This is a genomic window from Promicromonospora sp. NPDC110617, from assembly GCF_055598465.1.
In genome coordinates this window covers 1865420-1886959 of sequence record NZ_JBVKBM010000001.1, presented here as the reverse complement: position 1 = coordinate 1886959, position 21540 = coordinate 1865420, and the positions used below count along the sequence as shown (strand labels likewise).

The 21540-nt window shown below is 68.8% G+C and carries 20 protein-coding genes; 6 read left to right on the top strand and 14 right to left on the bottom strand.

Features of this window, described 5'->3' with window-relative positions:
• Positions 1–44: 44 nt before the first annotated feature.
• Positions 45–5378 (bottom strand): MobF family relaxase, encoded by a 5334-nt coding sequence (gene mobF / locus ACZ7LE_RS08295; RefSeq protein WP_470402811.1) that lies wholly within the window; start codon positions 5376–5378, stop codon positions 45–47.
• Positions 5379–5777: 399 nt separating this feature from the next.
• Here mobF and ACZ7LE_RS08290 point away from each other — a divergent pair, with 399 nt between their 5' ends.
• Complete coding sequence (locus ACZ7LE_RS08290; RefSeq protein WP_470402810.1) at positions 5778–7196, top strand: hypothetical protein; 1419 nt, start codon at positions 5778–5780, stop codon at positions 7194–7196.
• Positions 7197–7662: 466 nt separating this feature from the next.
• Here ACZ7LE_RS08290 and ACZ7LE_RS08285 read toward each other — a convergent pair whose 3' ends face one another.
• The 8 genes from ACZ7LE_RS08285 to ACZ7LE_RS08250 form a co-directional block, all read right to left on the bottom strand.
• The gene (locus ACZ7LE_RS08285) at positions 7663–8670 is read right to left on the bottom strand and encodes a methyltransferase domain-containing protein (RefSeq protein WP_470402809.1); all 1008 of its coding nucleotides are present in this window, start codon (positions 8668–8670) and stop codon (positions 7663–7665) included.
• Positions 8667–9107, bottom strand: a complete 441-nt coding sequence (locus tag ACZ7LE_RS08280; RefSeq protein WP_470402808.1) for a lasso peptide biosynthesis B2 protein — start codon at positions 9105–9107, stop codon at positions 8667–8669. The genes ACZ7LE_RS08285 and ACZ7LE_RS08280 overlap by 4 nt, the downstream gene beginning before the upstream one ends.
• Entirely contained in the window at positions 9104–9313 is a 210-nt protein-coding gene (locus ACZ7LE_RS08275) for a PqqD family peptide modification chaperone (RefSeq protein ID WP_470402807.1), read from the bottom strand. The genes ACZ7LE_RS08280 and ACZ7LE_RS08275 overlap by 4 nt, the downstream gene beginning before the upstream one ends.
• 10 nt (positions 9314–9323) lie before the next feature.
• On the bottom strand, positions 9324–11084 hold the full coding sequence (locus ACZ7LE_RS08270; RefSeq protein ID WP_470402806.1) for an asparagine synthase-related protein: 1761 nt from the start codon (positions 11082–11084) through the stop codon (positions 9324–9326).
• A gap of 125 nt (positions 11085–11209) precedes the next feature.
• Entirely contained in the window at positions 11210–11356 is a 147-nt protein-coding gene (locus tag ACZ7LE_RS08265) for a lasso RiPP family leader peptide-containing protein (RefSeq protein WP_470402805.1), read from the bottom strand.
• Positions 11357–11668: 312 nt separating this feature from the next.
• Positions 11669–12130, bottom strand: coding sequence for a deaminase (locus ACZ7LE_RS08260; RefSeq protein ID WP_470402804.1), 462 nt, complete (start codon positions 12128–12130; stop codon positions 11669–11671).
• Positions 12127–12783, bottom strand: coding sequence for a RibD family protein (locus tag ACZ7LE_RS08255; RefSeq protein WP_470402803.1), 657 nt, complete (start codon positions 12781–12783; stop codon positions 12127–12129). Before ACZ7LE_RS08255 ends, ACZ7LE_RS08260 begins: the two co-directional genes overlap by 4 nt.
• A gap of 17 nt (positions 12784–12800) precedes the next feature.
• On the bottom strand, positions 12801–13535 hold the full coding sequence (locus ACZ7LE_RS08250) for a helix-turn-helix transcriptional regulator (protein WP_470402802.1): 735 nt from the start codon (positions 13533–13535) through the stop codon (positions 12801–12803).
• Positions 13536–13829: 294 nt separating this feature from the next.
• Here ACZ7LE_RS08250 and ACZ7LE_RS08245 point away from each other — a divergent pair, with 294 nt between their 5' ends.
• Both ACZ7LE_RS08245 and bglS read left to right on the top strand, forming a co-directional pair.
• Positions 13830–15128, top strand: coding sequence for a glycoside hydrolase family 6 protein (locus tag ACZ7LE_RS08245; RefSeq protein WP_470402801.1), 1299 nt, complete (start codon positions 13830–13832; stop codon positions 15126–15128).
• Between the two features lie 63 nt (positions 15129–15191).
• Positions 15192–15995, top strand: coding sequence for a beta-glucanase (gene bglS / locus ACZ7LE_RS08240; RefSeq protein WP_470402800.1), 804 nt, complete (start codon positions 15192–15194; stop codon positions 15993–15995).
• Positions 15996–16012: 17 nt separating this feature from the next.
• On the opposite strand, the gene ACZ7LE_RS08235 is transcribed toward bglS, so the two are convergent.
• Entirely contained in the window at positions 16013–17035 is a 1023-nt protein-coding gene (locus ACZ7LE_RS08235; RefSeq protein ID WP_470402799.1) for a LacI family DNA-binding transcriptional regulator, read from the bottom strand.
• 150 nt (positions 17036–17185) lie between these two features.
• Between ACZ7LE_RS08235 and ACZ7LE_RS08230 the strand changes: the two genes are divergently transcribed.
• Positions 17186–17437 carry a hypothetical protein gene (locus ACZ7LE_RS08230; protein ID WP_470402798.1) on the top strand — a complete coding sequence of 84 codons (252 nt, stop codon included), beginning with the start codon at positions 17186–17188 and terminating at the stop codon, positions 17435–17437.
• Positions 17438–17532: 95 nt separating this feature from the next.
• Here ACZ7LE_RS08230 and ACZ7LE_RS08225 read toward each other — a convergent pair whose 3' ends face one another.
• Positions 17533–18447, bottom strand: a complete 915-nt coding sequence (locus ACZ7LE_RS08225; RefSeq protein WP_470402797.1) for a phosphotransferase — start codon at positions 18445–18447, stop codon at positions 17533–17535.
• Positions 18448–18507: 60 nt separating this feature from the next.
• Positions 18508–18855, bottom strand: coding sequence for a cupin domain-containing protein (locus ACZ7LE_RS08220; protein ID WP_470402796.1), 348 nt, complete (start codon positions 18853–18855; stop codon positions 18508–18510).
• Between the two features lie 82 nt (positions 18856–18937).
• Between ACZ7LE_RS08220 and ACZ7LE_RS08215 the strand changes: the two genes are divergently transcribed.
• Both ACZ7LE_RS08215 and ACZ7LE_RS08210 read left to right on the top strand, forming a co-directional pair.
• Positions 18938–19939, top strand: a complete 1002-nt coding sequence (locus ACZ7LE_RS08215) for a DUF1990 family protein (RefSeq protein WP_470403293.1) — start codon at positions 18938–18940, stop codon at positions 19937–19939.
• Positions 19940–19949: 10 nt separating this feature from the next.
• Complete coding sequence (locus ACZ7LE_RS08210) at positions 19950–20447, top strand: hypothetical protein (RefSeq protein ID WP_470402795.1); 498 nt, start codon at positions 19950–19952, stop codon at positions 20445–20447.
• 23 nt (positions 20448–20470) lie between these two features.
• Here ACZ7LE_RS08210 and ACZ7LE_RS08205 read toward each other — a convergent pair whose 3' ends face one another.
• Together ACZ7LE_RS08205 and ACZ7LE_RS08200 are read right to left on the bottom strand one after the other, a co-directional pair.
• Positions 20471–21007 carry a flavoprotein gene (locus ACZ7LE_RS08205; RefSeq protein WP_470402794.1) on the bottom strand — a complete coding sequence of 179 codons (537 nt, stop codon included), beginning with the start codon at positions 21005–21007 and terminating at the stop codon, positions 20471–20473.
• A 46-nt stretch (positions 21008–21053) separates the two neighbouring features.
• Entirely contained in the window at positions 21054–21521 is a 468-nt protein-coding gene (locus tag ACZ7LE_RS08200) for a hypothetical protein (protein ID WP_470402793.1), read from the bottom strand.
• Positions 21522–21540: the final 19 nt, after the last annotated feature.

Genomic DNA, 21540 nt, shown 5'->3' with positions numbered 1-21540 from the left:
CCCCGGTTCAAGGTGGCTCCAGGCATCACAAGCCGTCGATGCTCCTACCAGCCCCAGCCGTCGGAACGGTCAGCTACCCGGTCAGCGGCGTCGCGTCGCGCGCGCTCGTCCGCGTCGCGGCGCATCTGGGTGGCGCGGGCTCGCGCGTCGGCCAGGACCACCGGGACACGCTCCATCGACCGCGGCCCACTACGACCCAGGCGTGCGGTTCCGTATCCCTGGTTGGTCGTGATGGCTTCCAAGGCGCGGGCGGCCGCTGCGTACGCCTCACCGCGCTCCCCGTCCGGCGACCGTGGTCCGAGCGGAGTATCCGGGTCAGTGATCTGGTACCGGTCGCGGTAGGCCACCACCTGCCGCATCGCCGTCCGCCAAGTCTCCCGTTCGCGACCGGCTGAGGGAGGCGGTGTGATGGTCTCCATCCACAGCCGTGGGTTCCTCACCGCATCCTCGACCAAGGCATCCAGGCGGGTGGCGATCAGGTCGGCATGCCGGGCGAGCCACGCCTGCACCAGCGGATCAGTCGATGGCCGCTCATGCCGCGTCTGCGCGCTGACGGAAGCCTCGTCCGCCCCGTGATAGCCAGGGTGTGCGTCGGTCCGGGGTCCGTTCGTGATGAGGCCAGCCAGGTGGTCGGTCATGACCTTGCGCACCGCGCCGACGCCGAGCTGCTCGTGGTTCTCGGCACCCGATGCATGACCGACTCTGTCTGCGACGTGCTCGATCAGGGGCCACCACTGGTCCAGCGCGACGCGGTCGTAGAGGTGGTCGACCAGGGCCCGTAGCTGTGGGATCTGGCGTTCGAAGTGGTCCAGGTCTCGGATGGTCTGCAGGTTGGGGGCCATCGCGAACCAGCTCAGCGGCATGGTCTGGGCCAGTGCGGTGGCAACGACCTCGGGGTTGTCGGTCGCAGTCTGTGCAGGATCGGTCGGCAGGTCGAGTGCCTGGGCATGGGCTGCTTCCTCGGGTGTGAGCATGGCCCAGACCCGGGCCGCCGCGGTGCGCCCGGCGGTGTCGGGGTCGAGGGCGATGATCAGGTCGGTCAGGTCCCGACCGGTCGCGTCTCGTAGGGCTTGCAGGTGCTGTCCGGTGATGCTGGTGCCACCCGCGGCGACCGGCACGATCTCGACCCCGGTCTGGTCCGCGAGGCCGGCGGCGGCCAGGTGCAAGGCCGCGTGGTCGGTCGGCCCCTCGACCAGGACCGGTCGGGCACCCGCGGCCAGGCGTGTGATGGCGTCGAGGTCCAGGCCGTAGACGAGCTCACCCTTCCGGTGGGCCGCGGTCTCTGGGGTGTTCAGGTACTTCGGTGCCCGCCCCTCACCGGTGTCTGCCTCGGCGGGGTTGATGCGCCCGGTGACGCCGACGACCTGCCCGGTCTGGTTCCGGTAGGGGAACACGATCCGATTGCGGAACTTATCGATGACCGGCCCATTCTTGGTCCGGGTCGCCACCCCAGCGGTGACGAGCTGGTCGGGCGTGTACCCGAGCGACTGCAGGTGGTCGGTCAGACTGGTCCACGTGCCGGGAGCAACGCCCCACTCCGCGTCGACCAGGCCCCGACTGGTCATGTACCGGGTGGCCCAGGACTGGGTGGACTTCTGTCGGGTCCACCAGGCCCAGGCGTGCCCGGTGATCTCGACGACCAGGTCCCGCTCACCGACGTCGACGACACGCTCCTGAGCGCCCCTATTCGCCTCACAATCCGCATCAGGTCCGGCCTTGGGGAGCTGGTCAGGGCCTGAAGCTTGCGGCGCCCCCTCGTGCTGCGATGCTGCCCCGGCCAGCTCATCGAGCGTGTCCGATCCGATGGACGTCACGGCCGTTGGCGTGGCAACTTCCCAGAGCACCTTGTCGGTGGTGTCCGGGGCAGTTGTGATCCAGGCCGGCAGTCCCCGCTCGTCGCGGTCGTGGGGTCGGGGTAGACCGATACGGTGGTGCAGGACCTTCGCGACCGACCGCGCGTTCCCGAACCCGGTCCCGGCCGCGCGGCGGACCACGGTCTCCGGGTCGGTGCCAGCTGCTTCGTGCATGGACAGGCGCTTGGCCAGCACCGGCCAGACCTCGTCCGCGAGCACCTGGTCCGCGACTCGTCCGGGCAGCACCGACTGGACCGCCTCGGCCAGGCGCGAGGTGCGGTCGGGTTCGAGGAAGGCGAGGTAGGCGTCCTCGTACTCGGGGACCAGGCGGGCCAGCGAGTGGGCGTAGTCCCACTCGTCCTCGATCGCCCGAGACGCCGATTGCTCCCCGCCATCACGGTCCAGGACCCCCTTCAGCGCGTTCAGCACCGCGCGCTCCTGGTCTGGCTGACGGTGCGGATCCAGCTCCAGGACGTCGTCGGTCTCCACGTAGACCCGGTTGGAGTGCGCACCGCGGGTGATGGCGGTGTAGAGCTCGTTGCGGGTCATGCCGACCCCGACCATGGCGTGGGAGGTGTCCACGGTCATGCCCTGGACGCGGTGGATCGTCGCGGCGTACCCGAGCTCGACGTGGGCGGCGACATAGTCCACAGGGAGAACGACCGTGGCGCCGGTGTCCAGGTGCCGGGCCTGCAAGGCACCGTCAGCGCCGCGGGCCTCGATTCGCCACAGGTCGCCGTTCTTGACCCAGTCCCGGCCCGAGTCGATGTGCCCGTCATCGTGCTTCGCGCGTAGATGCCGGTTGTTCAGCCGGGTCACGATCACGTCCCCGACCCCAGCGCGGTTCTTGTCGTGCAGGGTGACGCCGTCGTCCTCGACCTCGCCACGGGTCACCCGGTGCAGGCGTGCTCTCGCGGAGAGTTCAGTCACGAGGGTGTTGGTCGCGGCGATCATGATCGTCTTGCGACCGGTGTCGGAGTCGGTCTGCCAGTTCGCGAACATCTCCTCCGCCATCTGCGCCGCACTGCCGCCCTGGGTGCGGCGGTTTGTGACGTAGAAGTCCAGGCCCCGGTGGTCGCCGTCGCGGAGCTGGAGGGAGGCTTTGGCTTCGCCCCTGGCGTGGAAGCGGTGGATCTGGATCAGCTCGACCGCACCTGCCTGCTGCGCAATGAGCCGCAGCGCACCACCCGCGGCGACGGCACCGAGCTGTGCCGGGTCCCCCAGCAGCCGGACACTCCCACCAGCAGCCTGGGTAATCGCCAGGACATCAGCCAGTGCGAGCGTGCCAGCCAGACTCGTCTCGTCGACCAGGACCACCGTCCCCGGCTCCACCGCGAGTCGCTCCCGCAGGCGCTGACCACCAGCACCCCGGCTAGCCAGGATGAACATGTCCAGGGTCTCCGCAGTGATCCCGTCACCCAGGTCAGCGCCAAGGACTTCCGCGGCGGCGGCCGACGGCGCCAGCGCGATGAACTTCGCGCCGGCGTCCTGGACCGCCGACGCAAACGCGCGCATCGCGGTGGTCTTCCCTGTCCCGGCCGGACCAATCCCCGCAGCCAGCACCGTGCTGGACGCGAAGTGCGCCACCAGGTCCCGCTGCCCCCGGTTCAGCACCCGCCCCCGGTCGACACGCACGTGCTCAATCGCCGCCTCCACCGCGCCTGGGCCGATGACCAGGCCACCGGGGGTGCGCGCGGCGGCCAGGAGCTGGTCCTCGGCCTCCAGGACCGCCAGCGAGGTGTACCGGGTGGAACCGTGCACGAAGTAGACGCTCTCGCCGTCCTTGCGACGCATCACATCCGGCGACTCATTCAGGTCCGGCGGCGTGATCACCAGGCTGGCGGCTTCGGCATGCCCCGCGATCGTCGCGGCCAGGACCAACAGATCGGTCCCAGTGGGGGCGTGCTCGCGGGCCAGCCGGGTGCCCTCGGCCTGTAGGTGGTAGGTCGTCCACGTCGCCCGCTTGCCCGCCACGTTCGTCAGGCACGCGTCCACCAGGTCACCCTGGGCGAGCACCTGCTGCGTGAGTTCCACCAGGACGGCCCGTCTTCCGGCCGGTGTGCGCCACCGCAGCGGTCGGAAGACCTGGGCGCGCGGCCACGTGTCGGCCAGCCGCTCGACCGCCTCGGTGACGTCCTGAGCCGCCCACCGGGCCATCCCCCGACCGGCCAGATCCTGCGCGACGGCGGGCCACAGGTCTTTGAGCCCGTCGACCGTGACCCGATCCGTGTCCGGGCCGGGGTTCAGGGCACCGGCGAGCATGCGTGCCACCGCTTCCGGCCCGCCCACGACCTCGGCAGCCATCTGCGCCCACTGCGGGAGCCGGTGGCGTAGGCCAACCGGGGCGCCCTTGGCCCGGCGAGTATCTAGATTGGCTTGCTGCGTCAGTCTGTACGCGGTCTTCGGGTCCGGCTCATGCCCGTACTTCGCCCGGTAGGCAGCTCGCAGGGACTCGTAGGACTCCTGGATCACCGCACGCCGCCGAGAAAACGCGTCCCGCAGTTGCTTAGGGATGCCGACGATCTCCCGCACACCCTGCTTGCCCCGGCCCCTGGTCTCGGTGTGGAACGCGACCCCGAGCATCTCGATCACGAGCTGCTCGACGCGGGTGTTGTACCGCTCCGACGCCGCCACCTTCAGCCCCAACAGCACCCGACCATCCACCGCACGCCAGATCCCATCCACCCCCAGCACCTTGGTCGAGACCGCGACATGCGTGTGCAAGTTGGGGTCACCGGCCCGGGAGTCGAGATGGTCGAACGCGACCGCCGTCAAACCGTGGGTGTCGATCTGCCGCACACCACCCGCACCCCCACGGGTCAGCGCGGCCTCGGACTCGATCCACGCGAGGGTGTCCTGCCAGGCCTGGGTGTGCGCCTTCGTGATCGCCTCCCGCGTGGCCGCATCGCCCAGGCCCCACAGGACACTGATGCTCTTGGACGGCGTGAAGACCAGGTCGTAACCCGCCACCGCCTTGCGGGGCTGCTGGCCGCGCTTGGCCAGCCAGATCGCGATGTCCTTGTCCGAGACCTCACCCGGGGCGCCCTTGTCGTTGCGCTCCTGCTGCGCGAGCGTGCGGGCGACGTTCCACCGGATCAGGTCCCGCTCGACACCCGCCTCCGGCGGACGATCATTCTCCGCAGCGAACCGAGCGAACGCTGCCTCAAGGGCGGCGGTGTAGCCGTCGGCGGCCTTGCCTTTGAACTCCGGGAACGCCCGCCCCAACGCACCCACCCGGGCCGAGTCCCGCTTCGACATCCCGCGGGCCAGGGCCTCGACCTCCAGGCGGTCGGCGTCCGGGTGGCGGCCCTGACCGAACAGGGACTTCATCTGCCGCTCCAGCACCTGCCCCGACACCCCGAGCTGGTCCAGGCCGGTGCCGACCCACCAGCCAGGCGGGTTGCCGTGCTGCAGGTAATAATCCGTCAACGACATCCCCCGACCCCGCGGCACGTCCCCGGAGGCGACCTGCTGGGTCAGGTACGTGTATCCGCTGCCGGCGCTGAGCACGTGGGCCGTCATCATGTCCCCCACCCCCTTCCCCAGGCGCTTGTCGGGCTGTTCCAGGTCGCCTTCGGCGGCCTCCGCTCACGGCTTGTGCATTAGGTGTGTGGCCTTCGTCGTGGCGGTCCGCGGGACCCGCCATCCCGCTGCCCGCCTACCCGCGCCACGCAGCCGCGCTCGTCGTCGTGCGTGCGTGTCGTCGCGTACCTACCGCGCGTACACATTCGTCGCGTGTGTGCGTCGCCGTCGTCGCTCGTCGCCGTCGTCCGTACTGCCTGGCGCCATCAGAGACGCAGGCGTTGGTACCCCGGATGAAGCGCTTGCTTCACAGCGCGTGGCGCAGCACCGACCTGAGCCGAGACGAGCGCAACGCCGCACGATGGTCGGCCAGTGGAATCGGTCTGGAACTACGCTCGAAGCGTGGGACTACGCGACGTGAACGCCCGCCAGGTGGAGGTTCTGCAGTGGATCGCCGACGGATGCCCTGCTGGTGTAATGGACGGGTACACCTACAAGACAGTCGCTCTCGCGCTGCAGGGACGCCGGCTGGCATCCGTCTCGCGTGCGGGCGGTACTTGGTCCGCCACACCGACCGACGCGGGACGCTATTACCTGAAGCACGGTCGTTTCCCGGATGGCCACTGGCCGGCACGCAGCAAGGTACAGAAGACCGCCATACGCGACGCTCGGCCGCAAGCCCGCCCGGTGTCGGACACGCGCGTCGAGGATGCGTCTCAGCACCCTGCGAAGGCTCAGGACGTCGCGCCTCCCCAGGAGAAAGCGATCGACCCCGCCGCCCAGCTCGTGGCAGATGTGGTCGCCGCAGGAGGGTCACTTGTCGTCGACGACGGGGATGGTGCCTATCAGAGGCTTGCCGCCCTTGCACGCACGTCGAAACTGGTACCGACAGGCCAACGGCTCGTGGTCGGCTACGGCGGGGGCTGGTCAAAGAAGGAGATCTCGCTCATAGACCGGCCAGCCTGGATGGACGAAGCGCTGCCTGATGTCCCTGTTGGTCAGACTCTCAGGAGCCCGCACCCAGTGATCGCCGAGCTCCGCGCCGACAAAAACATGCTCCAGTTCTCGAAAGGCGCCCGTCAGCGTGCACTACTGATCCTGGACGCCGTCGCCAAGGAGGCTCGACGGCGCGGCTGGACGGTGGCCCACGCGCCACGCACGGGGGCCATCCAGATCGCGGTGCGCGGCCACGAGGTCAACATCATCGTCAAGGAGCGCTCCACCCGTTCAGACCACGTCCTGACCGCAAAGGAGCAGCGCGACAAGGAGCGGTACTCGTGGTCGTACGCCCCAAGGTACGACTTCACACCGACCGGACGTCTGCATCTGGAACTGTCAGGCGGCGGCGCCATCCGACAGGGCACTTTTCAAGACACCAAGACGCAGCAGGTGGAGACCAAGCTGGCGGTCCTGCTCCAGGAGATCGGGCTGCGTGCCGACGCCGCCGACGAGCATGAACGACGTCTCGAACGAGAGAGGCAGGCACGAGAGGCGCACTGGGAACGCGTCCGGGCTCGCGCCGCCGTACGGCTCCAGGAGCATCATCGGGCCGAGACACTGGCGACCCAGGTCGACCGATGGCACCACCATCGCCTGGAAGGCGACTACATCGCCGCACTGGAGCAGCGCACGAAAGAGCTGGCGGGCGATGAACGCGCCGCGGCCGAGGAGTGGGTCTCGTGGGCCAGGCGGCACCACGATTCGTCCGACCCGTTGCAGGAGGCCATCGCCATGCCGGGAGAAGTGAAGCCGACGCCTGACGCGCTGGCCCCGTTCATGGAAGGTCTCTCCCCGTATGGTCCGCGGCACCAATCGTGGTAGCGGGCAGGCCCCCAGGCTGGGCCCTTATGGGCCCTAACTCATCCCTACCTGGCCCCACTTGAGGCCAATCTGGACCACAGATAACCCCACGCGCACCCATTACAGCATTACAATAGGACCAGGTCAGCGGTCATTTTCGACCGGTTGGCCCACATCAACCGAACTCCATGCAGCATGGCTTCCAAACTAATTACGCGGGTTCGATTCCCGTCGCCCGCTCAGAGTACGGAAGCCCAGGTCAGAGACTGTTTCTGACCTGGGCTTCGTACATTCTGGAGGGCTGGAGGCGGCGCCGACTGGCCCTCAATGGCGCTCAATCTTCCGGGACGGGGCCAGGAGCTGAAGTCCCAATGTCCGCTTCACCTGCTTCGCTCGGTCGGCCGGCGAAGGCCACGATCCAGACCAGGCCGAGCGCTTTGGTCTACCGCCGAACACGTCCTCAGAAGAGTTCAGCCGCGGTACGCACTTATAACGTCAAGCGCACTTTCCATCCCTCGACACTCGGCACGACGACACCTGCTACGTCGGACCAGCCCGGGCGTCCTGCTTCCCGCCACTGTTCGATCCACCCACTGAGCACTCGCACCGCCTCGGCGTCACCCGAGATGACCAGTTCGTCGTCCGTGAGGACAGCGGCCCCGTCTTCATTGGCCATACCGATGCTGGTGAAGCGATCAGAGAGCCCGGCAGTAGCCAACTCGTCCGGAACGGTGGCATACAGCCAAGCCCTGAAGTCGTCGAGTTCTTCCGCCGCTTCAAGCGGCGTGTTCGACACGACAGACGCGGACCTGAGCCGGTCCAGTACCAGTCCGAGCGCCCCGGGGACCTCCCGTGGCGCCAAGCTGCTGATCCACCACGGTTCGGCATCGTCAGGGACGTGGGATGCCCCAACGTAGCGGAGTGGCAGCCCGAAGACGGTGACAGGTTCGGGATGCATCTCGATGTACCCACCGGGCCGCACCGAGACAACCTTCGGCTGCCCGTCCGTCACTGTGATGGCAACGATCGCGTGCGCAGTCGCAAGCTCGGCGACCTTGACCGGTGCCACGATGACGGCGTCCCGGGCAATCTGGTCGATCCAAGCAGACGGGATCACGTGCGGGGTCGCCCAGGCCACGACACGGTCGTAAGGCGCCCCGCCCGGGTCGCCCGCATAACCATCACCGTTGCTCACAGTCACGTTTGTAACGCCGGCCACCTCCAGGCGAGCATGCGCGCGCGGCACCAGGTCGGCGAACACCTCGACCGACCTCACCAGTCCGCTCGGGCCGACAAGGTTGGCGAGCAGCGCGGACGTGTACCCGGATCCGGTGCCGATCTCTAGGACGCGGTGTCCGGGCCGGACATCGAGGTCTTCAAGCATCTTCTGGATCGAAGCGACGCTGGAAGACTGAGGGAGTGTGGAGCCGTCCGGCTCAGTGACGAAGTGGTCGTAGTCGACAGCGGCGACCGCGTCGGCAACGGCGGTGGTCATGGGTGGCTCCTTCGAGTCCGGGCGGGGATCGTCATGGTTCGCAGGAAAGAAGGCGTGGTCGCGGGTTCGTCGACCGGAACGCCGTCGGCCTCGACCCACGCATGGAACGTGTACGGGTGGACCTGCACGCCGTGGCACCACACCACGGCTCGCCCGCGTAGGGCTGCCAGCCACGTCGTCGTCAGTGAGATCTCGAGACAGGCTGCTCGACCTGGCCACCAGGTCGCCGCGCGGCGAACGGTCCGCATCAACGCGTGGGCCTGATCCGCTGTCGCCAGCTCATGCGCGCGACCGTTGAAGCACCTCGTGGCCGCGAGTACGACCCGAAGAGGCAAGAGCCTCAGGAAGGCGATCACCAGCACCAGGACGATGATCGCCAGCATCGTCTTTGATCTGGACGTCCGCGCGATCTGTGGAGCCGCCATCGTGACGCTCATGTCTCCGCCTCCTGGATGAGGTGGCCGCCGAGCAGGGTGGCGCGCAGATGTTCGGTCCAGGACACGGCCTGCGTGTAGTCCTGTCGCGCGAGGCGCTCGACGATGTCTGGTATCGATCCGCCCGGCCCGTCCACGAGCGTGCAGAGCAATGCGGCAGCGGTGGGGTTCAGGGCGTAGACACGGTCACGCGCAACGTCGATCAGCACGCTGCCACCATCAGGCGTCGGTGTGGACGTGACGTGGTCGGCCAGTCGATAGCGGGGCGTCATCTGCTGCCTCCCCTCGGGTGATCCAGGAAATGCGGGAACGAGCCTCTTCGGAGCGAAGCCAGACCTCGGTAGCGATCAGGTCGTTGATGCCGGCCAGGCGGACATCGGCACCGCGGATCGCCCGGTCGAGCACCATGGCTGCGTGCCCGTGTTCGACCAGTCCGGAGCCGACCATTCGCGAGCTCGCGAAGAGGGCACGCAGGTCGCCGGCGTTGCGGGACAGGCCCGCGTAGTGGAGCGCGGTGTAGTCACCCTTGGTGGACCGGTCCAGAACCGATGCAGGAACGTGCTGGTTCAGGGCCGCCCGCAACAGAGGCTTGGCGACGAAGGCGCTGGTGCGTTCTCGCACGGGTACCGAGAGGCACGCACGCACCACACCATCGGTCACGAAGGGAGCTATCTGACGCAGACCATGCGCCTGAGTTATCTCCAGATCAATGCGGTGGTCCCTGCCGAACGTCAGGACTGCGTTGCCGGCGATGCGATCCCCGATTGGTCCCTCGTCTCCGGCGACGTCGTCGGGCAAAGGCACACAGTCAGCGGCCGCACGGCGGCCCTCGATGGTAAGCCAGGCGGCGTCGGGTGCTCCGAACCACCGCAGCCGGCCTGCCGCTCCTTGGTGCGACGAACGACCGGTACGAAGCTCACGGACGAGTCTTCTCAGTGCGTACCGCTCCGACGTCCTGGCCAAGCGTGTGGCCGCGACGACGATCGGGAGCGGTGCTCCCGTGCGCAGCTGTGCCCAAGCACGCGCTTCGCGGGCGAGGCGCGGTACGTCACGGCCGAGATCCGCAAAATACGCCAGCGACCCGGACAGGACGGCGTCACCGCCATCGCCCGTCAGATGAACAGAAGATCCGAGGTCCACCAGCTGTTGATGCCACCAGCGGGTGCGGGCAAACAAGACGGCGTCGGACCACGGCTCGTCGGTATACGGGACCCGGTCAAGGTCCGTGTAGGGAAGGACTGCTTCGGGGATCTGACGCACCTCGTGCCGGAGCATCGGCAGCGTCGCGGCGATCCGCGTGGCGTGTGCGAGGTCCTCATTGCCCGCCTGTGCCGCATCAAGGGTGAGCCCGATCAGCGGCACCGCTTGTGCGGCAAGCGCCGCGACGGAGCTTGAGTCAAGGCCGCCTGAAAGGTCTGCGGTGACACGCCCGGTCAACGGAGCATCCACCTCGGCACGCAGCGCCTCGTGCAGCCGGGCGCCACCCGCAGAGAGACTCAGCTCAGTGTTCCTCTGTGGCCGGTCCACGGTCGTCGGCTCGTGGCCGGACCGCAGGACGAGCATCCTCGTCGGCGGCACCGCCGCAACACGTTCGTACGCCGATCGTGTCGAGCGCGGAACGACGTCCGGACACGACAGTCGTAGTGCCAGCCATCCCGGATCGACTCCGGTGCCGAGCAGATCGGCCAGGACGTGCGACGACGACGCAAAGTGTGCGGCGCCGTCATGGACCGCGTGGAACACGAGGCGGGTCCCGGCGACGTCACCAGTGACGATGGTCTTCCGGGCATCCGCCCAGACGACGTGGCTGTTCCCACCCCGGTCGATCAGCGGCTCGACCTCCAGCCCGCTGGCGAACCGACGTGCCTGGCGAGCCAGGTCTGTGTGGCCACACGTGACCTCGCCCAGAACGACGCACCACCAGTCCGGACCATCGAGGACGTGCACCTGATCGTCCGGCCAGTCAGCGAACAACCACACCACTGCGTACCGTGACCGCAACAAGCGACTGCCCGCAGGACGGGACGGGAGGCCCGTCCCCGTCGCGATCGATCCACCAAAGCTACGCATCGGATCAGGCCCCCCGTCTCGTCGCTGCAGGTCGGTCAGTAGTAGTACTTCTTCATGTCGGCGGTGTCGTTCTTGCCCTGGCCCAGCGTCAGGCGCGTGAGGGTGCCCAGCTCAGTCACCACCGGCGGCTCGACGGCCACGGTGTCGACGTCGGCGCGTACATCCGAGGACTTGGTCTCCATCGCATACTCCTTCTCGTGAGGTGTCCGAACGGCCGTGGAGCTGGCCGCGAGCAGACGACGGTTTCGGACCGTCGCTAGCCTGTTGGACCCATCGAATCCGAGCAGGAGTGCCCAGCCCATCGCAGCGATAGCGCAGTGCTGTAGCAGAGTTGTGGCATCAAGCCCGTGACCAGTGCCGATACCGCGAGCCCGCGGGAGGCCGACGCCGGCGGCCACATGACCCAGGGCCGAGGTTCCCGGCCCTGGGTCAGGTCAGACCGTCAACGGAGTCACGCGTCGTGGGATCCGTCGCTGTCGGACGCAGACTGCGGTTCACGGGAGAAGGTGCGCATTGGGTTCACGCGCAGCGGCGGCCAGTTCGGCCAGCTCAAGGACCTCACGGCCAGCGGCACGCAGTGTCTCGGCACCGACGCAGTCGACAAACAAGTCGGGCTCGCGCCACGCAAACACGACCCGCGGGATTCCGGCCTGCAGGATGTGCTGGGTGCAGGTGACGGGGCGTGACGCACGCGTGCTGCACGGTTCAAGCGAGGTGTAGAGCGTGGCAGTGGCAAGCAGGTCGCGATCCGCCTCGGAGACATCCGCCAGCGCGGCTTCTTCGGCGTGCTCGTGAGGATCGCCCCGGCGCGACCACCCCGTGCCCAGCACCGTCCCATCATCGGCCACGATCATCGCCCCGACCGAGAACGCAGTCTCGGACGGAGGGCAGCGCCATGCCAGTCCGATGGACTGCTCGAGAAGAGCCCTGTCTCGGGACTCGCGAAACTCGTTCATCGCTGCGGAAGGTAGCGCAGCAGCACGCAGTCACCGATAGCACGCGTCTCGACAAGAGCCATTCGATGCTTGCTGTCTTGCGGGAAGCCGCTGGGGTTGACGAAGCGCGGTGCGCTCGCATCGCCGACAAAGAACGGTGCGAACACCACGTGCAGCTCGTCCACGAGTCCAGCGGACAGGAACATCGTATGAATCGTCCCGCCGCCTTCGACCATCAAGCGCTCCACGCCACGCTCGGCCAGGTCGGCCAGGACATCGGCCGGATCGACACCGTCCCCGAGTCCCACGACCGTAGCGGCAGGTCCCATCCGATCGGACAAGGCCGGTGCAGCGGCAGCCGTGGTGTACACGATCTTGTCGATGTCACCGGTCGCGAAGAACTTCGCTTGGGGATCGACATCTCCGCTGGCCGTGATCGTCACCTTTACGGGGGTCTCCGGCTGCCCGTCGGCAAGCCGCTTCGCACGACGATCCTCCGAGCGGACCATCAGACGAGGGTTGTCCGCCCGGATCGTGCTCGCCCCCACGAGGATCGCGTCGACACCGGCACGCACGCTGTCGACCCTGTCGAAATCCTCGTCGTTGGACAACAGCAACCGCTCAGGCGTCGCGTCGTCGATGTACCCGTCCAGACTCGCCGCCACAGAAAGCACGACATACGGTCGGCTGGTCAATTTCGGGCCTCCACCTTCATCGAGACGATGCGCTCTACGAGCATTCCGTACTGTGCCGCGTTCTCACAGGCCCCGATCTCGTCGAGAACGGACCCCGCAAGGCCACCATGATGACGTGGATCAGCTCGCATCTGTTCGTAGCAGCGACTCGCGGTGCCGCCGGTGCGGGGGAACGGCACGATCGTCTTGCCAGCCTGCCGTGCGAGCGTCACCTCCGCAGCGGTCCCCGCTCCACCACCGACGACGAGGAACAGGTCCGCGCCACGGACCACGTTCTCGTGCTCGAACAGCGCCGCAGTCATGGTGAATCCAGAAGGTCGGAACTGGTCCGCCACGTACGTCATGACTTCGATGCCCACGCCGATCGGACCATGGTTGACGTCGAGGTTCTCCGACACCACGAGCCGGGCAAGCTCGGCGACTGTCGCATCGATTAGTCCTGCGTCGCTGCCCGCGACCCGGCTGCCGCAGATTGCGATACGTAACCTCGACTGCTTGCGCCCACCAGTGTCAGCATGCTCATCGACATTACGGATCATCACGTCAAGGTCGTCAACCGAGAGCTGAAGGACGTTGGCGAGACGCGGCCGGAACCACGCCAAGGGCTGGGTCTCGCCGGACTCCCAGCGAGCGACCGTGGTGCGCTCAATTCCCAGCCGCTCGGCAAGTGCCTCCTGGCTCAGGCCCAGTGCCCGACGTCGGCCTGCCAGCCGATCACGTCGCCGCTTCATCCCCGTACCCCTGTCCGCAATCCCCCGGAACGCACAACGCGGCGTCCGTGGGGCAACGATGCCGCGCCCGCACTACGAACGCCAGCAACCAGGCCGGGGCGCGGCCGCACAGGGCAGTTTCTCGTTGACCGAAGCGCCTCATCCCAGCCCGGCCACCCTTGACACGCTCCCCCACCTCCCAACACCGTGGTCGAACTGGGAGCGCTTCCACAATGTTCCAGTTCTGTGCACGTCCCATGCAGCACCGCGACGAACACGCAATGACGCGTTCGCAGAGACCTTGGGAGAACCCGCATGAAACGACCCCGCCGGCTCCTGGCCGCACTCACCGCGTGCGCACTCGGCACCGCCCTCCTCAGCAGCGGCGGCGCCACCCACGCCTGGGCGGCCAACGACGTCCTCGGCCCCGGGACCACGCTCTACAACAACCCCCAGAGCTCCACGAAGGAGGCGGCGCACGACCTCCACGGGCAGGCCAAGCGCGACGCGCTGCTGCTCAGCACGATCCCCAGCTCCACCTGGTTCACGGACGGCACGCCCGCCGAGGTCAAGAAGGACGTCCACAAGCTGGTCAAGCGCACCGGCACCAAGGTCCCCGTGCTGGTCGCGTACAACATCCCGTTCCGCGACTGCGCGCTCTACTCGGCCGGCGGCGCCCGTGACGTCGAGGAGTACAAGGCGTGGATCGACGGCTTCGCGGCCGGCATCGGGCGCGAGTCGGTCGCTGTCGTCCTCGAGCCGGACGGGCTCGGCGTCATCCCCTGGTACACGACGCTGGACGGGCAGCTCGAGAACTGCCGGCCACCCGAGTACGACCCCGAGACCACCGGCCGGGACGCCGCGGCGGAACGCTTCGAGATGCTCAACTACGCCGTCGACCGGCTGCAGGAGCTGCCGAACGCCGTCGTGTACCTCGACGGCACGGGCGCGTCCTGGCTGAACGTCGGTGAGTCCGCCGACCGGCTCGTCAAGGCCGGCGTCGAGCGCGCGGACGGGTTCTTCCTGAACGTGTCCAACTACGAGTTCACCGAGAACAGCGTCGCCTACGGCACCTGGGTGTCCCAGTGCATCGCCTACGTCACCCACGTAGCGCCCGGCGACTACGCGGGCTGCGGCAACCAGTACTGGAGCGGCGGTCCGGCGAACGACTGGACCGGCGTCACCCTGTCCAACCAGGGCGTCTGGAGCCCGACGGCGACAGACCCGGCGCTGAACACGGCCGGCATCGACTCCCGCTACGAGCTGGTGCTGGGCGACGTCGAGCCCACCACGCACTTCGTCGTCGACACCAGCCGCAACGGCCGCGGCGCCTGGGCCGCGCCCGCGGGGGTCTATCCCGACGCCGAGACGTGGTGCAACCCGCCGGACCGCGGACTGGGCCTGCGGCCCACGACCGACACCGGCAACGAGCTGGTCGACGCCCTGCTGTGGATCAAGATCCCCGGCGAGTCCGACGGCGAGTGCTTCCGCGGACTCGGCGGACCGGAGGACCCCGAGCGCGGCATGGTCGACCCGCCCGCCGGCCAGTGGTTCCCCGAGCAGGCACGGGAACTCATCGAGCTCGCCCAGCCGCCGCTCCACACCCACCCCTGACGGCGTCCGCCACTGAGGGCGCCGCGCCACCACCACCCGCCACACCTACCAACGGAGGCACGCATGCGATCAACGACGACCCAGCACCGCTCCCCCTCCCGACGCCGACGCCGAATCCTGGGCCTGGCCCCGGCGCTGGCCCTCGGCCTGCTGCTCGGCCTCTCGGCGACACCAGGCCTGACGCCCCCGGCCGCCGCGGTCGGTGGCAGCTTCACCGACAACCTCGACACCTACAACACCGGACGCTGGCACAAGGCCGACGGCTGGACCAACGGCGGCATGTTCAACGCGGGCTGGCGGGCCGACCACGTCTGGCACAACGGCGGCGTCCTGGGCCTCAACCTGGACAACTCTTCCTGCCCGGGCGGCTGCTCCGGCAGGCCGTACGCCTCCGGGGAGTACCGCAGCAACGAGCTGTACTCCTACGGGCGCTTCGAGGCCCGGATGAAGGCGGCGTCCGGGTCCGGGATCGTCACCTCGTTCTTCACCTACACCGGGCCGAGCGACGGCCAGCCGTGGGACGAGATCGACGTCGAGATCCTCGGCAAGAACACGTGGCAGATGCAGACCAACTACTTCACGAACGGCGTCGGCGGCCACGAGTCGGTCATCAACCTCGGCTTCGACGCCGCGGCCGGGTACCATGACTACGCCATCGAGTGGTGGAACGGCGGCACGATCAACTGGTTCGTCGACGGTCGCCTCGTCCACCAGGAGAACGGCTCGCGCGGGCCGCTCCCCACCCGCCCGCAGCGCATCATGATGAACCTGTGGCCGGGCACCGGCGTCGACGGCTGGCTCGGGCCGTTCAACTACACCGGCCAGCGGACGGCGACCTACGAGTGGGTCAGGTACACGCAGTACTGATCCCGCCCGGAGCAGGGTCAGGCCCAGCCCGGCGCCGATGCCCGCACGACCAGGCGGGTCGGCAGGATGACCGGGGTCGGCGACTCACCACCGATCAGGCGCACCAGCATCGTGGCCATCTCCTGACCGAGGCCACGGATCGGCTGGCTGACGGTGGTGAGCGCCGGCTCCGTGTGCCGGGCGATCTCCAGGTCGTCGAAGCCGACCACCGCGACGTCGTCGGGCACGCGCCGTCCCTGCGCCTTGAGGGTGCGGACGGCGCCGGCCGCCATGTTGTCCGAGGCGGCGAAGACGCCGTCGAGGTCGGGGTGCACGGCGAGCAGCCGCTCCATCGCGCGGGCACCGCCCTCGAAGCTGAAGTCGGCGTGCTCGACCAGGTCCGAGCGACGTCCCGCCACCGCCATGGCGTCGACGAACCCGTCGTACCGGGCGACCGACGCCTGCAGGTCCATCGGGCCGGTGATGGTGGCGATGCGGGTGCGCCCGGATCCGAGCAGGTGCTCGGCGGCGAGGCGGGCACCGCCCCGGTTGTCGACGTCGACGTACCACCGCGCCTCGCCGCGCAGCGGCCGGCCGCCGACCACGACCGGCAGCTCGGTCGCCGCCACGAGCCGGTTCAGCGGGTCGTCCCCGCGCAGGGCCATGAGCATCAGCCCGTCGGAGCGCCGGGACCGCAGCACGCGCTCGAGCCGGGCCTGGCCGCGCTCCGACGACGCGAGCATGAGCGTCAGGTCCAGCTCCGACCGGTCAAGGGCACCCGCCACGCCGACGAGTACCTGGGAGAAGAAGGGGTCGCCGAACAGCGCGGGGTCGTCGTCGGACACGGCGAGGACGACCGAGCCGCCCGTGCTCGTCGCCAGGGCGCGGGCCGTCGCGTTCGGGACGTAGCCGAGCTCGGTCGCCGCCCGGGCGACCGCCTCTCGCTTGGCCGGACTCACGTTACGGGCGTTGTTCATCGCCCGGGACGCCACCGAACGCGACACCCCTGCCCGCTGCGCGACCTCGTCGAGGGTGGGCACCTTGAGCACGCGGTCGGGCATGCGGCTCAGCCTAGTGCGGGACGTCGCGACGTCGGCCCGGACGCAACGGGACTTTGGTCCCTGGCGGGGCGGCCGTCACCCGGCGACGCTGGATCAGTGCTCACCGCGACAACGGTGGGGGAAGAGACCACCGACCGACGGGACCGAGGCATGAACCGTGCGTGGAAGGCCGCGATGGAGCTGCTCGACGCCGGCGGTATCCGGCGCGACAACCCGGCCGCCGCTTTCGACGTCGCGCACTCCACGCCGACGGGTCCATGGCCTGAGGTCCCCGGGTATCTCGTGCCCGGCGGGGACTACGCGGTCCGTCGGATCATCGAGGAGCTGGCACGCGCGAAGTCGCTGGCCGATCAGCTGGCCAGCCGGCTGGGGCGAGCTGCCACGCCGTCGTCGCGCGCCTAGCTCTGGGAAGCCGCCACCTCCACCGGCCTGCCCTCATCCACGCGCCGGACCCCTCGCAGGTTGAGACGGTACCTGGACCCGGATCGGCGTTTGATCTAGCGCGCGTTCAGTTCGTCGAGCGTGCGATGGCCCCGCTCGACCACCGCCGGAACGGCATCGTGACGCCCGAGACGGACGGGGATCTCGAGCATGTGCAGGATGTGCGCCGCGGCGAGCATCACCGCTCCGTCCCCGCCGACCAGGTCGACGATTCTCGTCCACAGCCGCCCTCGGACGCCGTCCAGCAGCGGATCCTGGAAGGTGTACCACGCGAGGGCGGTCAGATCCGTTGCCCGCGTGCCGCTCCCTGCGTTCCCGATGTCCACGACCGCCACCACCGCATCGTCGCGGACCAGGATGTTGCTGGGAGTCGCGAGATCGGCATGGACCATGTCAGGTGCCTCTGGTGGTGGCGGGACGGCGGCACACACGAGGCGCAGGCGCTCGACCAGGGTCGACACCTCGGAGGAATAGCCCGAGAGTCCGGCAATGGACCGGCGGAGGAACGACTGCTCCGGCGTCTCGTCGAGATCCGGCCGGGCGGCATCCTGGCCGGTGGCGACCCGCCAGGCGTACGACCAGTGGTCGTACGGCTCGGAGGCCTGGCCGGCCTGGAGCTCTATGATCTCCATCAGCTGCTCGACGAGGGACGAGGTCAACTCGGGCGCGGGAGCGGCGTCGACGAGGTCCGTCAGGTGCCACACCTGCGTGGCCGTGGCCCCCACCCCGAGCCAGGCCGGGGTCGGATAGCCGCGCCCACGCATGTGCTCGACCACTCTCTGGGCACGCAGTGTCTCGTCCAGGTGGCCGGGGTGTGCGCGGGGTACTGCCTTGAGCACGGCATCCGCTCTGCCGGCCAGGCGAACACGTACGGCACCTCCGTTGACGCCTCCGGGTAGGCGGCCGAGGAGGGTGACCTCTGTCCCGAGCACGCCGGCGACGTCGTCCAGGACCTCGCGCTCGTCGGTCATGGCCTGGTGACGTGAAGGACTCACGCGGCCAGTATGCCGGGAGCCTCCTCACGAGGGGCGTCAGCCGGTGACCACCTTGTCGTCGACCGCGGGACCACGAATGGTCAGGCCCCGTGCTGGGTACCGCACAGCGACAAGCGCATGGGAGACGCCTGCACCGACTGTCAGCGCCTCCCCTGCCGCCACCGTGATCCGCGATCCGTCGACCTCCACGTCGATGGCGCCCTCCAGTACGACGTAGACCTCGTCGCTCGACCGATGCAGGTGTGTCCCGTCGTCGGCGAACGGTTCGTCGACGCGCCAGTGCAGGACCTGGAGCCGATCCGAGCAGAAGCCGTCGGCCGATGGCGGCCGCGGGCCGGCGATCACCGTCAGCCGGCCCTCCAACGAGATCTTCCGGAACGGCATCGAGGCAGTCTGCCAGGCGGCTCAGCCGTGCGGCGGTAACCTGCCCGATCTCGCCTCGGGCAAGATGTGGCGCGTGAGCAGGATGGCCGACGAGGACAACAGTCGCTGGTTCGGCGTCGCCGACGGCGCGGATCGCAGCACCACCGAGGCTGCGATCAGGGGCGCCCTGATCGCCCAGCGCGACCGCTTGGCCAGGGTCGAGGTCGACATCTACTCCGACCGCGACTGGCCGGAGAGCGTGGGCAACACCGTTCGGCGGGCCGAAGACCGTCTGGCAGCGAACCGAGGCAGTGACATCTCACTCACGCTTGATCCCCGCGTCCACGAGGACTTCGATCTCGCTCTGACGCTGTCGCCGTTCAGCATCGGCTGCACCGGCATCGGCGTACATGGTCGGCCCATCTGGGATGCGAACGACACAGGCACCAGCGCTGCCTTCGCGCTCGCCCCCGCCGAGGAGGCCGCCGTGCGGTCCGCCATCGCCGACAACGGCGGCGATCCGGACAGCCTGACGAGCCTTTCGACCATCCACCTCAGCCGCCACGCGATCGGCTACACCGTCGTGGGCGGCACAACACCCGCCGAGGAACAGTGGCAGCCGCCCGACGGATGGCGCGCGTACGAGCAGACCATCCGACTGGGCTCCGGCGCCGACCTCTGGGACATGGCCTCGGCGGCGGTGCTCTCCTGGGGCATCAAGACCCGCAGTGGCTTCGCCGTCGACCCGCCGCTCGCCGCCAAACAACAAGCACGTCCGGGCGAGCGTTACTGGCTCGTCGCCCGCATCGGCCCCTTCCGCGTGCGCGAACCCGTCGAGATCATCACGACGGTCTCGACCGACGCCCGGGCCGCACTTGCTTACGGCACCCTGACGGGTCACCCGGTCTCCGGGGAGGAGGCGTTCATCGTCCACCGGGACGACGACGGGACCGTGAGCCTCACGCTGCGCTCCCTCACCCGTGCTGGGCGTGGCCTGTGGCGAGGGCTCTTCCCGTTCGTCCTGATCGCCCAACGCGCCTATCGACGGCGATACCTCCGGTCCCTGGGGCCGGATGGTTCAACCGGCGCCCCATCGCGGCGCTAGGGTCTCGGCCATGCCAGTACCGGACGTCATCCCGATCGCCTACAGGCCGGACTACCGCACCGACACGATCGGCCGCTTCGAGGGCGGCCAGTTCTTCGCGTGCGTCACGTCCGCGTTCCGCCAGGGCTATACCCACGCGTGGGGGCCGTGGGAGGACCACAAGCACATCTTCGCCGTCCTGCACAGGTTCGACGCCGAGGGGCACCACGTCGGCTCGGACATCTGGCGCGCCGGATCCTCCGGCGAGGAACGCCGACTGCAGGACACCGCGCCTGGCGACGCCCCGGTGACCCGGGCGTACGCGCGACTCGACCAGCTTCTCGAGTCACTGCCAGGTCGTGAGTACACGGACATCGCGATCCGCCCGTTCCAGATCGAGTTCGACGAGGTTCTCTTCGGGCTGGTGATCGAACAGCACGGCGAGGACGAGACCGACGACAACTGGGCCGAGCTGTACCCGAACCAGCTCGGATTCTCCGAGCCGTGGGACGGCATCTACGACACGTGACCCGGATGCGTTGACGGCAGGCGTCACGGCTTCCCCGCGGGCCTCACCGTCGCGAGGATGTCGTCCCACGGAAAGTCGTCCGCCGCCCCATCACCCGGCTCGTGCGGCTCGCTCGGACCGATCACGACGTTCACGCCCCACTCCTTGAGGGTGGTCAGACTCCCCTGGTAGGTGGGGTGGGCGGCGAACCGGACGTTCGTGTAGGGCGCCGCGGTGATCGGGACACCCCGGCCGACCTGCTCGGCGAGGCGGGTCAGGACGTACGTGTCCGCAATGCCGAGTGCCCACTTGGTGATCGTGTTGTAGGTCGCCGGCGCCACGATCACGGCGTCCGGATCGGGCAGCGAGTACCCGACCGTCGTGTGGAAGTCCGTCCGCACCGGGCGCCCCGTCGCTTTCGCGATCTGCCGTATCGCCTCCGGGAAGCTGTCCACCGCCTGCTCGGTGGCCAGGACGTGCACGTCCCAGCCCTGGTCGGCAGCGAGCGGCAGAAGCCGGGACGGCACCTGCCGGGTCGCTCCGGCAGCGGTCACCACGACGTACAGCACACCCAGACTCATGGCCCGGAGGCTACTGGGTCACCACCTGGTCGGATCAGTCCGGCGGTCAGCCGGCGCGTTCGAGCAGCCGATCTCTGAACCCCCGCGCCCGGGCGACGATCAGCCACGCCACGACCGGTCCAGCGGCCGCCATGAGCCAGGAGAACATCCAGGTCTTGTCGTCGGGGTAGTAGACGGTCTCACCACCAGGTGCGACGACGACGGGGTACACCGTCACCCCGGTAGCCCTCGGCGGGTCGCCGCTGCCGCCCAAGCTCCAGAGACTCGCGTCAGCGAGCTCGTAGGTTCCGTCGTAGGACCGGAACTCACCGTCGTTCCAGCTGCAGCGCCGGAAGCACTCGGGACCGTACGAGGTGAACTCCCCTCGGATCCCACCGTGCGTCGCCCGCCAGCTGTCGATCGTCATGGAGGCGCCTGCGGCGACGAGCGCGAGCGCCAGGGCGACCCCGAGCACCCCTGCCGGTACGACGATCAGCCAGAGGGTCAGGTGTCGACGCAAGCGAGTCGGCGGCATGACCAGGGACCTTATCGGT